The sequence below is a fragment of the Hallella bergensis DSM 17361 genome, from assembly GCF_000160535.1.
Taxonomy (GTDB): Bacteria; Bacteroidota; Bacteroidia; order Bacteroidales; family Bacteroidaceae; genus Prevotella; species Prevotella bergensis.
Genome location: NZ_GG704782.1, coordinates 241,697 through 255,967, shown reverse-complemented (window position 1 = coordinate 255,967; position 14,271 = coordinate 241,697). Strand labels below are relative to the sequence as shown.

Below are 14,271 nucleotides of genomic sequence, written 5' to 3'. Positions count from 1 at the left end.
GCTTAACTTTTTATCATTCATACTGTTTTATATTACAAGAAAGGCATACACAATGAAAAGACTATTCCTCTACATCATGCTCACAGCTGCCACTTGGCAGGCTCAGGCACAACAGCCAGTCACACTTCCTGAGTCTATGCCCATGACATCCACACAGGCACCGGCTCTGCGCTTTGGCTATTTCAGTTACAAGTCAGCCCTCGAGGCTGCGCCCGGCTATGCTATTGCCCGCCGCAACATCGATGACCTGCGCATCAAATACGACAACGAGATGAAGCGCGTAGAGGATGAGTTCAACAAGAAATACGAAGACTTCCTCGAAGGACAGAGAGACTTCGCACCCTCCATCCTGCAAAAACGCCAAGCCGAATTGCAGGAACTGATGGAGAAAAACATGGCTTTCAAGCAAAAAGCCAAGCAGCTGCTCAAGCAGGCCGAAGAGGAAGCCTATCAACCCCTGAAGGAAAAGCTGGCACACGCCAGCCTTACCGTTGGAAAGACGAAGGGATTAGCATTCATTCTCAACACTGATAATAACGCCGTGCCCTACATCAATGCCAGCGTAGGCGAGGATGTAACGTCTGCCATTATTGCTGCCATGCAATAACCACCGGACAACTCTTACACCCCCAAACACCCCAAATCACTCGCACTCGTCTGCCCCACCACACCATTTTTATCTACCACACCGCCGCGACAAAATGAGCAAACAACTGTCAGCACAAAAGCAAGGAGCCATTGGCGTGTTCGATTCCGGTTACGGAGGACTCACCATCCTGCATGGCATACGCCGACTTTTGCCGCAATACGACTATATTTATCTCGGCGACAACGCGCGCGCACCGTATGGTCCCCGCTCGTTTGATGTGGTTTACGAGTTCACCCGGCAGTCTGTCGCAAAACTCTTTGCCATGGGTTGCCAACTTGTTATCATTGGCTGTAACACAGCATCGGCCAAGGCACTGCGATCAATACAGCAAAACGACCTGCCACAATGGGATCCCGACCGGCGCGTGCTGGGTATTATCCGACCCACAGCAGAGGTTATCGGCCAACTCACCCGCAACAACCATGTTGGTTTGCTGGCCACGGAAGGAACGGTGAAAAGCCAAAGCTACAACATGGAAATTGCCAAGCTGTGGCCACAAATTCAAGTGACGGGACAGGCATGCCCCTTCTGGGTATTACTGGTGGAATACAACGAGGCCGACTCTCCCGGTGCCGACTATTTTGTCAAGAAGCGCATCGACCAGCTCATGCAACTGGATCCGGACATCGATACCATTATCCTGGGCTGCACACACTTCCCGCTGCTTATGCCGAAAATCCAGAAATACGTGAAGCCGAACGTGCGAATCGTGCCACAAGGAGACTATGTAGCCAAAAGTCTGAAAGCTTATCTGGAGCGTCACCAGGACATGGAAGCACGACTCACAAGACACGGAACGGTGAGCTATTTCACCACCGAAAATCCCGAAAAGTTCAAGGAGAGTGCCACCATCTTTCTTCATGAGAATATTCAAGTGACCCACATTAACCTGGAATAACACATCAACGAACCATTCTAGAACCGTTCTTAACTATCTATATTATGCAAGAGACAAGACAAAACAAGGTGTCGCGCCTGCTCCAGAAGGAACTGGCCGAGATTTTCCAAAGCCAGACACGCCAAATGAAAGGTGTGTTGGTGAGTGTGACAAAAGTACGAATCAGTCCTGATCTAAGCATCTGCACAGCCTATCTGAGCATTTTCCCCTCCGAAAAAGGCAGCGAACTGCTCGACAATATCAAGGCCAACGAGAAGACCATTCGCTACGAACTGGGCAAACGCGTACGAAACCAACTGCGCATCATTCCGGAGCTGCGGTTCTTCATCGACGACAGCCTCGACTACAGTGAGCACATCGACGAACTGCTGAAAAAATAAGAATCCGATGGAAAAGAAACCTTCAGGCAATCGCCCAGGAGCAGCCTCCTATAAGAAAAACGGCCTTGGAGTCAACTCCTTCCCGTTTTTCGTAGCACGCCGGTACCTCTTTTCCAAGAAAAAAACCCATGCCATCAACGTCATTTCCCTCATATCGGTGATTGGCGTTGCCGTTGCCACCATGGCACTTGTCATTGTCATGTCGGTCTTCAACGGGTTCCATGACCTGGTGGCAAGCTTCTTCACCAACTTTGACCCACAAATCAAAGTGATGCCGGTCATGGGAAAAACCGTTCCCGCCGACGATCCCATCCTGACCGAGATCAGACAACTTCCCCAAGTGGATGTTGCCACCGAAACCGTAGAAGACATTGCCCTCGCCGTCTACAACGACAACCAAGCCGTGGTGAAAGTGAAAGGCGTGGACGACAACTTCGACCAGTTGACACACATTACGGAGATTCTGTATGGCGAGGGTGAATTCAAACTGCACACGGCCAACCTCCAATTTGGAACGCCCGGCATCCGTCTGGCTCAGGAACTCGGCACCGGGACACAATGGAGAGACTACATGAAGCTTTACGCCCCGCGCCGCGAAGGACAACTCGACCTGTCGAACCCGGAAGATGGTTTTGTGGCCGACTCGCTCATATCGTCGGGCGTCGTATTCTCTGTCAACCAGGGAAAATATGACAAAAACCTGATTATTACCAGTCTGGGCTTTGCGCAAAATCTCTTGGGACAGCCGGGCATGGTATCGGCTTTGGAGTTAAGACTCAAACCGGGATCAGATTTTGACAATGTGAAATCCAAAATGCAGAAGATTGCCGGCGACAAATACAAGGTGCTGGATCGGTTTGAACAGCAGGCCGACACCTTTAAAATCATGCAGATAGAGAAGTTCATGGCCTACATCTTCCTCACCTTCATCCTCGTGGTGGCTTGTTTCAACATCGTGGGGTCGCTCTCCATGCTTATCATAGACAAGAAAGACGACGTGAACACGCTACGCAACCTGGGAGCCACAGACAAGCAGATCACGCAGATATTTCTCTTCGAAGGGCGCATTATCAGTGTGATAGGAGCAGTTGCAGGCATCTTGCTTGGACTACTGTTGTGCTGGCTCCAACAGCAATACGGCTTTGTCAAGATGGGCAATGCAGACGGCACATTCGTCGTCAATGCCTACCCCGTGAGCGTTCACTATACCGACGTATTGCTTATTTTCTTCACCGTGATCATAGCCGGTTGGCTCGCGGTGTGGTATCCCGTAAAAACGTTTACAAAGAATCATCTGAATGCCCACGTTCCGCAAGGAACAGACAGCAACAACAAGGCAGAATAGTTTTTCCCGAATCCAACGACCATCAGGGATTCACGCGGATGATGGTGAGTCCATCGCGCATGGGCAGCATCATCTTTCCCACCCGCGTGTCGTCACGGATATAATCGTTAAAGCGTCGTATGCCCTGTGTTTGCGGGTCATGGTCATAGGCCGGGTCGGCCACATGTCCATCCCACAGCGTGTTGTCGGCCAGAATGATGGCACCGGGAGTCATCAGGGGCAACAGCATGTCGTACATCTCGACGTAGTTGCGCTTGTCGCCGTCGAGAAAAGCCATATCAAACTTCACACCCAGTTTTGGAGCCTCAACTATCGCATCGCCAATGCGGAAGTCTATAAACTCGGCCACCGGTGAATTTTCAATCCAAGGTCGTGTGAAGTCTTCCATCTCGTCGTTGATCTCGAAAGTAAACAGTCGTGAAGCTGCTTCCGTAGCAGGGCGATTCTCCCCGCCACGCACCACTCTCTCAAGCTTGGTAGCGTGAGTGGCAATCTCTTTCAACCCTTCAGCCATGCAGATGGCCGAATAACCCGAAAAAGTACCAATCTCAAGTATGTATCGCGGGCGTTGCATCATGACAAACATTTTCAGCAACCGTCCCTGCAGGTGCCCACTGGCCATCCGTCCGTGTATGGTATGGATGTTGGTGGCCCGATACAAACGGTAGAGATAGTCACCCTCAGGCTCGCTGTGGTGGAGAACATATTGTTCTAATTCACAATTCACAATTTTCAATTCACAATCATTTGCAATTCATAATCCTTTGCAATTCATAATTCATAATTTTCAATTCACAATCCTATGCAGCTCAGAATAAGCTGCTCATAACTTAAAGTCAGTCTATCTACAGCTTTACATTCGTTTTTCAACGCGCAGCCAATTGTGAATTGAAAATTGTGAATTATGAATTACAAATTCCTTGTACCGCCAACCGATACGAGTCGAGGCCGAAACCGCAGATCACACCCTTGCAGCCGGCGGAAATCATGGAGTGATGGCGAAATTCCTCACGCTGGTGCACATTAGAGATATGTACCTCAACCACAGGACTTTTCAATGATCGGATGCAATCCAAAAGAGCCACCGAGGTATGGGTGTAGGCTCCGGCATTCAGCACAATGCCATCGTAGGAAAAACCCACCTCCTGCAATTTGTTGATCAACTCGCCCTCGATGTTACTCTGGTAATATTCCAGCGTCACATCGGCAAACTCCGACCGTAACGTGGGCAAGTAGCTCTCAAACGAACTTTTTCCATAGATTCCGGGCTCGCGAACCCCCAAAAGGTTCAGGTTCGGCCCATTCATAATCAATATCTTCTTCATGATTGTTTTGCCTTTCGGCTCTTTTGCTGTAAATTTGCATACAGGGACAGACCGCAACCGACCTCCTGTCGGACTTTCCGTCACCGACGCAGAAGCGTCTCCCTGCCCCTGCAAAGATAGTGCAAAAGAGAGACAACACAAAGAAAAACAAATAATTGTTTTGTCGCACATCCTTCTCATTCGCTATGGACAAATATCAATACCAAGACATCACCAAGCGCTACATCCGCTATCTGAAACTGCAACGCAGCTATTCGCCAAACACCCTCGATGCCTACCAGCGCGACCTCAACAAGCTGCTTGACTTCCTGAGGAAGGTCGACGTGGCACCCTTCGACGTGAAACTGGAAGACTTGCAGCAATTCGCTGCCTCGCTCCACGAGCACGGCATCGGGTCGAAGTCGCAGGCTCGCATCCTCAGCGGCGTGCGGGCGTTTTATCGTTTCCTCGTGCTCGACGGATATCTGGAGGTAGACCCCACCGAACTGCTCGAGTCGCCCCACCTGCCCAAGCACCTGCCCGAATACCTCACCACCGACGAAGTGGACATGCTCCAAGACAGCATCGACCTTTCCACCAACGAAGGGCACCGCAACCGGGCCATCATCGAGGTGCTTTTCTCCTGCGGGTTGCGCGTTTCCGAACTGACCAACCTGAAACTTTCAGACCTCTTTTTGGAAGAGCAGTTCATCCGTGTCATGGGCAAGGGCAACAAGGAAAGACTTGTGCCCATCTCCGATCGGGCCATCGAGGAATTAGGCTATTGGTTCGACGACCGGCGGCAGATGATCATCAAGCCCGGCGAGGAGGACTATGTGTTTCTCAACCGGCGAGGCCATCATCTCACCCGTACCATGATACTCATCATGATCAAGCGCCAAGCCGAGGCCGCCGGCATCAAGAAGACGATATCACCCCACACCCTTCGCCACTCCTTCGCCACCGCCCTGCTGCGCGGAGGAGCCGACCTGCGCGTCATTCAAGACCTCCTGGGCCACTCCAACATCGGCACTACAGAGATGTACACCCACCTTGACAACACTTCGCTGCGGAAAGACATCCTCGAACACCACCCGCGAAACATCAAGAACAAGAATCAACACTAACTCCCCTCTTAGCTCTTATCTCTTATCTCTTTCCTCTTCATTCTTCCCTCTTCCCTCTTCCCTCTTCCCTCTCCTTCGGCCGCAATCCACGTGCACGGCGTTCGACAGACAATCGCACATCGGCCGATATCCATTCGTTTCACGTTCGCACCACGCCAACAAGCCGCACGATTCACAACCAGCGCACAGCCCATGGGGCCGGCGGACGAGCAAGCATGAAAATACGGAATATTCAGACTTTTAAACATATATTTTTTTGACCTGTAACGGAAAAGGGTTAACTTTGCATTCTAATTTCCAGAATATCAATACATAATCATCATTTACGATATGAAAATCAAAAACATCGTCACAGCCCTGCTGCTTCTGATAACAGCTGCTGCGCAGGCACAAATGCCCGACATGACCCTCCCTGTAGACAAAGATGTCAGGATGGGCAAGCTCGATAATGGCCTGACTTATTTTATCCGCCATAACAACTGGCCGGAAAACCGAGCCAACTTCTACATCGCCCAGAAAGTGGGCTCTATACAGGAAGAGGAGAGCCAGCGCGGATTGGCTCACTTCTTAGAGCACATGGCCTTCAACGGCTCGGACAACTTCAAGGGCAATGCCCTGATCGAGTGGTGCCGTACCAAGGGCATCGAGTTCGGTGGCGACCTGAACGCATACACCAGTATCGACCAGACGGTGTACAATATCGACAATGTGCCCACGCACCAACAGGGCACCATCGACTCCTGCCTGCTCATTCTGCGCGACTGGTCGTGCGGACTGCTGTTAGAGCAGGACGAGATTGACAAGGAGCGTGGCGTCATCCATGAAGAGTGGCGCATGCGCACATCCGCCAACAGCCGCATGCTGGAGCGCAACCTGCCCAAGCTTTATCCCGGTTCCAAATACGGACTGCGCTACCCCATCGGACTGATGTCGGTGGTAGACAACTTCAAGCGACAGGAGTTGGTGGACTACTATCACAAATGGTATCACCCCAAGAACCAGGGAATTATCGTGGTAGGCGATGTTGACGTTGACCAAGTTGAGGCAGAAATCAAGCGCCTGTTCGGCAGCATCAAGACACCGGACCATCCGTCACCAATCGTCGACGAACCCGTGCCCGACAACCCCAAGCCCATTGTCATTATCGACAAGGACAAGGAATACCCCAGAAGCATCATCGAACTGATGATGAAGCACGACACCTATCCCGACAGCCTGAAGCAACAGCTGCCCTATATGATAGAGAACTATGCCAAGACCGCAGCTTTCAGCATGCTGAACCAGCGATTTGTGGAAGAGGCACAGAAAGCCGACTGCCCATTCGTGAGTGCTCAGGCCGGCGACGATTCCTACATCTTCTCAAAGACCAAGGACGCCTTCTCGCTCAGTGCTTCGCCCAAGAACATGGAGCAAACCGCACAGGCTCTCAAGGCGGCCTTCAAGGTGGTGCGCCAGGCAACGGAGTTCGGATTTACCCCGACCGAATACAAGCGTTTCCAGACCAACATGCTGAGCAGTCTCGACAAGACCTACTCCAACAAGGACAAACGCTATTCCAAGCAATTCTACAACGAGATCCTGGGTTACTTCCTGACCAATGAACCAATGCCCGACATCGACTTCACCTACCAAACCATGAAGCAGGTTGTCCCGGCCATTCCATTAGAAGCCATCAACCAGGTGCTTCCCAGCTTGGTAAGCCAGAACGACACCAACCTGGTTATCATCAACTTCAACAACGAAAAGAAAGGTAACGTATACCCCACGGAGGCACAGTTGCTCGGCGCCCTGAGCGAAGCTCGTGCAGAGAAAATCGAGGCCTACGTGGACAACGTGAAGGACGAACCACTGATGACCAAACTCCCGAAAGCAGGAAAAATCACGAAAGAGGAGAAGAGCAAGAAGTTCGGCTATGACATCCTCACCCTCAGCAATGGCGTGACCGTGCTGCTGAAAAAGACCGACTACAAGAAAGACCAAGTCATCATGAGCGGCGTAGGTGGTGCCGGAAACTCCGTGTACGGCAAGGAAGACTATGCCAATATCAAGGCGTTCGACAGCGTGATCGATGGCAGTGGCCTGGGCAACTTCTCGCTCACCGAACTGGGCAAGGCACTGGCCGGTAAGATTGCCAACGCCAGACTCTCGATGGGACCTCGCCGTATGGCCGTGAGCGGCAATTCCACCCCCAAGGACGTGGAAACAATGCTGCAGCTGACCTATCTCTACTTCACCGACATCAGAAAGGATCAGGACTCGTATAACAACATCATCCAGCAATACGAGCTGGGACTGAAGAATAGGGAACTCAGCCCCGAGGTAGCCTTCAGCGACTCCATCTCGGCCACCATCTACGGACACGGTTGGCGCGAGGCTCCGTTCCTGGCCAAGGACATCAAGAACATCAACCCCGACCGCATCCTGGCCATGGCCAAGGAGCGCACAGCCAATGCCAACGGCTGGATTTTCGAAATCGTGGGAAACTATGACGAGGCAACCATTCGCCCGCTCATATGTCAGTATCTTGGTGCGCTGCCCTCAAAAGGAAAGAACATGACTGGCACACGCGTATCGGTGCCCACAAAGAAGAACGTTGACAATATCTTCTACCGCAAGATGGAGACGCCCAAGGCTAACTCTCTCATATCGTGGTTCAACCACAAGATGCCCTATTCGCTCGAAGGCTCCATCAAGGCCGACGTGGCCGGACAGGTGCTGTCGATGGTCTATCTCAAGAAAATTAGGGAGGAGGCCAGTGCAGCCTACTCGTGCGGCGCACAGGCCAGCATGAGCACTGCCGACGATGGATTCCACCTGGCACAAATCATGGCTTTCTGCCCCATGAAACCGGAGATGAAAGACGAAGCCCTGAGAATCATAGACGAGGAACTGTACAACCTGGCCAAGACCTGCGATGCCGAGATGCTGGCCAAGATCAAGGAACTGATGCTCAAACAAATCGACGACAACGAGAAGACCAATGGGTTCTGGAGCGGTCTGATTATGAACAACTACATGATGGACCTCGACTCCTACACCAACTACAGAGCCATTGTACAGGGGCTCACCCCGGAGGCCATCTCGCAGTTTGTGAAAGAGTTCCTCAAGGATTCCAACAAGGTGAGCGTCGTGATGTTGCCCCAGGAGTAGTCGCCGACCACCACGGCATCATCCGTAACTTTTGCACCATCAAGTTCAAGTCAGCGGCAGGCTGCATCCTGCCGCGCTTCCCCTCAGAACATCGATTAACATAATAGGAGGTTTGCATGCAGGCAACCTCTTTATTTGATTTGTTTTTTATGTCTTATTTATTTTCATCAGAGTCTGTTTCCGAGGGACATCCTGACAAGGTAGCCGATCAGATTTCAGATGCTATTCTCGACCAGTTTCTTGCCTACGACGAATCTGCACACTGTGCCGTCGAAAGTTTCGTAACGACCGGGCAGGTGATCATCATGGGTGAAGTACGGTCGAAAGAATACATTGACCTGCAAGCCATAGCACGCCGGGCCATCAAGCATGTGGGCTATACCAAGGCAGAATATCAGTTCGACCATAACTCATGTGGTGTGCTCACGGCCATCCATGAACAGAGCGACGACATCGACCGCGGCGTATCGCGCGAGGAGGAAGAGCAGCAAGGAGCAGGCGACCAGGGCATGATGTTTGGCTATGCCAGCAACGAAACCGACAACTACATGCCCGCCACACTCGACCTGGCACACCTCATCATGCGCACACTGGCGGATATCCGCAAGGAGGGCAAGCAGATGACATACCTGCGCCCCGATGCCAAGAGCCAGGTAACCATAGAATACAACGACAATAACGAGCCCGTGCGCATCGACACCATCGTTGTGTCTACCCAGCACGACCCGTTTGTCACGCCGGAAAATGACACGCCGGAGGCCCAGCAGAAGGCTGACAAGGCCATGCTTGACAGGATTAGGGAAGACGTGATTCGCATCGTGATACCGCGCGTCAAAGATGCTGCCGGCAACAAACTGCAGGCTCTCTTTAACGACGACATCAAATACATGGTGAACCCAACGGGAAAATTCGTGATAGGCGGACCGCATGGAGACACGGGGTTGACCGGTCGCAAGATTATTGTAGATACCTACGGCGGTCGCGGGGCTCACGGCGGCGGATCATTCTCGGGCAAGGATCCGAGCAAGGTAGACCGCAGTGCCGCATACGCCACACGATACATCGCCAAGAACATGGTAGCCGCAGGCGTGGCCGATGAAATGCTCGTACAGCTTGCTTACGCCATTGGCGTGGCTGAACCCGTAAGCGTTTATGTCAACACATTCGGCCGAAGCCATGTGAAGGAGTCGGACGCAGACATCGCCCGGAAGATTGAAGAACTGTTCGATCTGCGCCCCAAGGCCATAGAGCGCATGCTCAAGTTGCGCCAGCCCATGTATTTTGAGACGGCGGCATACGGCCATATGGGTCGGGAGAACCAGGTGGTGAGCAAAACCTTCACCAGCCTGTATCATGAACGGAAAACCATGGAGATCGAACTCTTCACATGGGAAAAAATCGACCAAACGGAGCGCATCAGGAAAGCTTTCGGCCTTTAAAAGCCGAAACTTCCCCTATCCACGCTTTGGTTCCACAGGCTACTGCCGGCAGTAGCCTGCATTTTTATTAATCCCATGACCCAGCAAGACTCTCTCTCCACAAGCCCGACAGCCACCGCAGAAGCCCCGATCAAGGCTTCTGCCCATTCCCGTTCCGGCTACCACACACCCCATGAGATCATCAGCCGGCTTCCTGCAACAGCCACCCCATGGCAGCAAGACTCAATATTAAGAGCGAACTACAAGTTTCCGAAAGTAGACTGGAGCAGCCGTGCCAATCCCATGAAAACTCCTTTGGGCAAAGCCGACAAAGTCCTCACCGCGGATTTGGCAAAACCCATGTACCACGGCAAGTCGCTGGTGCAACCCGATTCGACATACATACCAGAGCATGTCGTGTATCACCAGGGGGTTGCGGGCGACCCCATACCCTACAATATTGCCAACGACAACCTCATCACGTCCATTCTGCTGGGTTGCTTTATACTTGCGGCCGTGTCTATTGCCCAGACCGGGAACTTCATACAACGACATTTCAAGAACTTCTTCCGCACCCCAAGCGAGGGCACAACCGTCATCACGGAGACAGGCAACGAACTGCATTTCCAGTATTTCCTACTTCTGCAGACCAGTCTGCTCTTTGCCCTTGTGTTTTTCTTCTACTCCAAGACGATGGGCAATGGCACGACAGGGCTGCCGCAATACCTCGTCATTGGTATTTACACGGGTATCATCATCGCCTACATATTGACCAAAGCACTGTTCTACAACCTTGTGGGCTGGGTGTTTTTTGATAGGAAAAAAAATGAACAATGGACCAAGTCCGGACTGTTCCTAACAGCCACTGAAGGGGTCGTACTTTTCCCCATTGTCATGCTCCATGCCTACTTTAACTTTTCAATCGAAACCACCGCCATTTACACCATCATAGTTATCATTTTGGCCAAAGTACTGGCCTTGTACAAGACATATATTATCTTTTTCGAAAAAAACACTGACTTTGTGCAAAGTTTTTTGTACTTTTGCACATTAGAAGTAGTGCCACTCGGCGTTCTATGGGGCGTTCTCGTCTTCATGGACGATTATTTAAAAGTAAATTTTTAAAACAAAAGATGATAAAGAAGATCATGATATCACAGCCGAAACCGGCCAATGATAAATCTCCTTATTTCGATCTCGAGAAAAAATATGGCGTAGAGTTTGTATTCCGCCCATTCATCAAGGTTGAAGGTCTTAGCGCAAAAGAGTTTCGCCAGCAAAAAGTAAGTATTCTTTCCCATACTGCCGTTGTATTTACCTCGCGGCATGCCATCAACAACTATTTTAAGCTTGCCAAGGACCTGCGTCTCACCATCCCTGAGGAGATGAGATACTTCTGCGTTACCGAAACTATTTCCCTCTACATCCAAAAGTATGTGCAATACCGCAAGCGCAAGGTGTTCTTCGGAAGCACGGGGAAAATAGACGACTTGCTGCCCGCCATGATGAAGCGCAAGGATGAGAAATTCCTCGTTCCCCTGAGCAGCGTTCACAACGATGACATCAAGCATTTGCTTGACAGCAAAGGACTAAACCACACGGAATGTGTGATGTATCGCACCGTGAGCAACGATTTCACTCAAGAGGAAGTTGACAATTTCGATTGCGACATGCTCATTTTCTCAACTCCTACAGGTGTGGAATACCTGACAAAGTCTTTCCCAGACGTCAAGCAGGGTAAGTTGAAGTTCGGAGCCTTTGGCCCGGCTACCGGCAAGGCGCTCGAGAATGCAGGACTCAAAGCCTCGCTCGTTGGTGGCACGAAGGAGCACCCCTCGATGATCAGTGCACTGGAAGATTTCCTCAAAAAGGAACATAAGAAGAAATAAAGTATCGCAATGCCGGAACTTCCCTCCACACTTCACAAGGAGGAGCGGATATATAGCAAGAAGACTATAGATGCTCTTTTCCAAGGAGGCCGAAGTCGATCGATGTCGGCTTTCCCCCTGAGAGCAGTGTATATGCCTCTGCAAGTAGGACAGGAAACGGCAGGAAGCAGCACCTCGAACCATGCAGAAAGGTCGAAAGCCAAGATGATGGTCAGCGTTTCCAAGCGGTGTTTCAAGCATGCGGTGGATCGCAACAGGGTGAAACGTCAAGTGCGCGAAGCCTACCGAAAGCATAAAGCCATCGTTGCCGAACACGAGATTGCCATCGCTTTTATTTGGCTTGACAACCACTTGCGCAGCAGTGAAAAAGTAGAGAGCAGTGTGATTCGTTTGCTGCAACGGATCGACGAGTGCCTGCAGAAGGAAGGACTACAGCAATGAACAAAATGAAACAGGCTTTACATTTTATCGGCCGAGTCTTGGCCTGGGTATTGATACAGCCCATTGAGTTTTATCAGAGATTCATCACCCCTTACACCCCGGCCTCCTGCAGATTCACACCAACCTGTTCCGAATATGCCCGCCAAGCTTTGCTCAAGCACGGTCCCATCAAGGGATTGGCATTGACCATATGGCGAATACTAAGATGCAACCCCTGGGGTGGAAGCGGGTACGACCCGGTTCCGTAAGTTGTCCGTCAGGCGCCCCATTATTCTGAATATACCCCATCGGATCATCATACCCGTGGGGTTCAACCCAAACAACGATTAGAATTAAAATGAAAAACTTTGTCGAAGAACTGAAATGGCGCGGTATGCTGGCACAAATCATGCCAGGTACAGAAGAATACCTCCTCCAAAACATGGTATCAGCCTATCTCGGCACTGACCCTACAGCCGACTCGCTTCACATCGGTCACTTGTGTGGCATCATGATGCTGCGCCACTTGCAACGCTGCGGACACAAACCCTATCTCCTCGTGGGAGGTGCCACGGGCATGATAGGCGACCCTTCGGGCAAGAGTCAGGAGCGCAACCTGCTCGACGCAGACACGCTCTACCACAACCAAGAGGCCATTAAAAAACAGTGCGCCAAGTTCCTGGACTTCGACGGCAACGAGCTCAACAAGGCCGAATTGGTGAACAATTACGACTGGATGAAGGATTTCACCTTTCTCGACTTCGCCAGAACCGTGGGCAAGCATATCACTGTAAACTACATGATGGCCAAGGAAAGCGTACAGCAACGTCTCAACGGAACGGCACGCGACGGACTGAGCTTCACCGAGTTCACCTATCAGCTTCTACAGGGCTACGATTTCCTGCATTTGTATCAACACAACGGCGTTCGCCTGCAGCTCGGAGGCAACGACCAATGGGGAAACATGACCACTGGGACAGAACTCATACGCCGTACGCTCGGCAACGATGTCGAGGCCTTCGCACTCACCTGCCCACTCATCACCAAGGCCGATGGCAAGAAGTTTGGTAAAACTGAGAGCGGTAACGTGTGGCTCGACCGCAACCGCACCACCCCCTACACTTTCTACCAGTTCTGGCTCAACGTGTCGGATGATGATGCAGAACGCTATATCAAAATATTCACTGACCTCGACCGGGAAACCATCGCTGCACTCGTTGCAGAGCACACCGAGGATCCCGGACGTCGAACCTTGCAGCGCCGTCTGGCTGAGGAGGTCACCACGATGGTACACTCCAAGGAAGACCTTGACATGGCCATCGCCGCCTCGAACATTCTCTTTGGCAAGGCTACCAAGGATCAGTTGGCTCAGCTCGACGAAGCCACGCTCAACGACGTATTTAAGGATGTGCCTCACTACGAACTTGACAGAACGCAACTCGGCGGCAAGGCCATCGACTTGTTCTGCCAGGAGGATTGGGAAATATTCCCCAGCAAGGGCGAGATGCGCAAGATGGTGAAGGGAGGAGGCGTGAGCCTCAACAAGGAGAAACTGGTTGCCTTCGACCAGCCCGTCACCGCCGACGACCTCATCGACGGCAAATACCTGCTCATGCAGCGTGGCAAGAAGAACTACTACCTCATCAGCGTGAAGTAAATCATGCCATCAATTACCGCGATGAGGTAAGATT

General features: G+C 51.5%; 14 protein-coding genes. 12 read left to right on the top strand and 2 right to left on the bottom strand.

Annotation, left to right across the window (positions count from 1 at the left end):
- The first annotated feature begins 52 nt into the window (after nucleotides 1–52).
- The 4 genes from HMPREF0645_RS09445 (at nucleotide 53) to HMPREF0645_RS09430 (ending at nucleotide 3,272) form a co-directional block, all read left to right on the top strand.
- Nucleotides 53–607, top strand: coding sequence for an OmpH family outer membrane protein (locus HMPREF0645_RS09445; RefSeq protein WP_007174756.1), 555 nt, complete (start codon nucleotides 53–55; stop codon nucleotides 605–607).
- Nucleotides 608–701: 94 nt separating this feature from the next.
- Nucleotides 702–1,547: a glutamate racemase gene (gene murI / locus HMPREF0645_RS09440; RefSeq protein ID WP_007174755.1), complete on the top strand. Its 846-nt coding sequence runs from the start codon at nucleotides 702–704 to the stop codon at nucleotides 1,545–1,547.
- 44 nt (nucleotides 1,548–1,591) lie between these two features.
- Nucleotides 1,592–1,927 carry a 30S ribosome-binding factor RbfA gene (rbfA, locus tag HMPREF0645_RS09435; protein WP_007174754.1) on the top strand — a complete coding sequence of 112 codons (336 nt, stop codon included), beginning with the start codon at nucleotides 1,592–1,594 and terminating at the stop codon, nucleotides 1,925–1,927.
- 7 nt (nucleotides 1,928–1,934) lie between these two features.
- On the top strand, nucleotides 1,935–3,272 hold the full coding sequence (locus HMPREF0645_RS09430; protein ID WP_007174753.1) for an FtsX-like permease family protein: 1,338 nt from the start codon (nucleotides 1,935–1,937) through the stop codon (nucleotides 3,270–3,272).
- A 22-nt stretch (nucleotides 3,273–3,294) separates the two neighbouring features.
- Here HMPREF0645_RS09430 and HMPREF0645_RS09425 read toward each other — a convergent pair whose 3' ends face one another.
- Nucleotides 3,295–3,999, bottom strand: a complete 705-nt coding sequence (locus HMPREF0645_RS09425) for an O-methyltransferase (RefSeq protein WP_044123552.1) — start codon at nucleotides 3,997–3,999, stop codon at nucleotides 3,295–3,297.
- Nucleotides 4,000–4,174: 175 nt separating this feature from the next.
- Nucleotides 4,175–4,597 carry a type II 3-dehydroquinate dehydratase gene (gene aroQ, locus HMPREF0645_RS09420; RefSeq protein ID WP_044123499.1) on the bottom strand — a complete coding sequence of 141 codons (423 nt, stop codon included), beginning with the start codon at nucleotides 4,595–4,597 and terminating at the stop codon, nucleotides 4,175–4,177.
- Nucleotides 4,598–4,782: 185 nt separating this feature from the next.
- Between aroQ and xerD the strand changes: the two genes are divergently transcribed.
- From xerD to tyrS, 8 genes are all read left to right on the top strand, one after another.
- Entirely contained in the window at nucleotides 4,783–5,703 is a 921-nt protein-coding gene (gene xerD / locus HMPREF0645_RS09415) for a site-specific tyrosine recombinase XerD (RefSeq protein ID WP_007174750.1), read from the top strand.
- Nucleotides 5,704–6,033: 330 nt separating this feature from the next.
- Nucleotides 6,034–8,853 (top strand): M16 family metallopeptidase, encoded by a 2,820-nt coding sequence (locus tag HMPREF0645_RS09405; RefSeq protein ID WP_007174749.1) that lies wholly within the window; start codon nucleotides 6,034–6,036, stop codon nucleotides 8,851–8,853.
- A gap of 149 nt (nucleotides 8,854–9,002) precedes the next feature.
- Entirely contained in the window at nucleotides 9,003–10,292 is a 1,290-nt protein-coding gene (gene metK / locus HMPREF0645_RS09400; RefSeq protein WP_044123497.1) for a methionine adenosyltransferase, read from the top strand.
- A 75-nt stretch (nucleotides 10,293–10,367) separates the two neighbouring features.
- Entirely contained in the window at nucleotides 10,368–11,396 is a 1,029-nt protein-coding gene (locus HMPREF0645_RS09395; RefSeq protein ID WP_007174747.1) for a DUF4271 domain-containing protein, read from the top strand.
- An 8-nt stretch (nucleotides 11,397–11,404) separates the two neighbouring features.
- Nucleotides 11,405–12,160, top strand: a complete 756-nt coding sequence (locus HMPREF0645_RS09390; RefSeq protein ID WP_007174746.1) for a uroporphyrinogen-III synthase — start codon at nucleotides 11,405–11,407, stop codon at nucleotides 12,158–12,160.
- 9 nt (nucleotides 12,161–12,169) lie between these two features.
- Entirely contained in the window at nucleotides 12,170–12,601 is a 432-nt protein-coding gene (rnpA, locus tag HMPREF0645_RS09385) for a ribonuclease P protein component (protein WP_007174745.1), read from the top strand.
- Nucleotides 12,602–12,606: 5 nt separating this feature from the next.
- On the top strand, nucleotides 12,607–12,849 hold the full coding sequence (yidD, locus tag HMPREF0645_RS13390; RefSeq protein WP_007174744.1) for a membrane protein insertion efficiency factor YidD: 243 nt from the start codon (nucleotides 12,607–12,609) through the stop codon (nucleotides 12,847–12,849).
- Nucleotides 12,850–12,938: 89 nt separating this feature from the next.
- Nucleotides 12,939–14,237: a tyrosine--tRNA ligase gene (gene tyrS / locus HMPREF0645_RS09380; protein WP_007174743.1), complete on the top strand. Its 1,299-nt coding sequence runs from the start codon at nucleotides 12,939–12,941 to the stop codon at nucleotides 14,235–14,237.
- The last annotated feature ends 34 nt before the right edge of the window (nucleotides 14,238–14,271 follow it).

Coding starts and splice junctions, on each gene's coding strand:
- HMPREF0645_RS09430 (WP_007174753.1), top strand. CDS start 1,935: ATGGAAAAGAAACCTTCAGGCAATCGCCCAGGAGCAGCCTCCTATAAG.
- HMPREF0645_RS09395 (WP_007174747.1), top strand. CDS start 10,368: ATGACCCAGCAAGACTCTCTCTCCACAAGCCCGACAGCCACCGCAGAA.
- metK (WP_044123497.1), top strand. CDS start 9,003: ATGTCTTATTTATTTTCATCAGAGTCTGTTTCCGAGGGACATCCTGAC.
- aroQ (WP_044123499.1), bottom strand. CDS start 4,597: ATGAAGAAGATATTGATTATGAATGGGCCGAACCTGAACCTTTTGGGG.
- rnpA (WP_007174745.1), top strand. CDS start 12,170: ATGCCGGAACTTCCCTCCACACTTCACAAGGAGGAGCGGATATATAGC.
- tyrS (WP_007174743.1), top strand. CDS start 12,939: ATGAAAAACTTTGTCGAAGAACTGAAATGGCGCGGTATGCTGGCACAA.
- rbfA (WP_007174754.1), top strand. CDS start 1,592: ATGCAAGAGACAAGACAAAACAAGGTGTCGCGCCTGCTCCAGAAGGAA.
- xerD (WP_007174750.1), top strand. CDS start 4,783: ATGGACAAATATCAATACCAAGACATCACCAAGCGCTACATCCGCTAT.
- murI (WP_007174755.1), top strand. CDS start 702: ATGAGCAAACAACTGTCAGCACAAAAGCAAGGAGCCATTGGCGTGTTC.
- HMPREF0645_RS09445 (WP_007174756.1), top strand. CDS start 53: ATGAAAAGACTATTCCTCTACATCATGCTCACAGCTGCCACTTGGCAG.
- HMPREF0645_RS09405 (WP_007174749.1), top strand. CDS start 6,034: ATGAAAATCAAAAACATCGTCACAGCCCTGCTGCTTCTGATAACAGCT.
- HMPREF0645_RS09390 (WP_007174746.1), top strand. CDS start 11,405: ATGATAAAGAAGATCATGATATCACAGCCGAAACCGGCCAATGATAAA.
- yidD (WP_007174744.1), top strand. CDS start 12,607: ATGAAACAGGCTTTACATTTTATCGGCCGAGTCTTGGCCTGGGTATTG.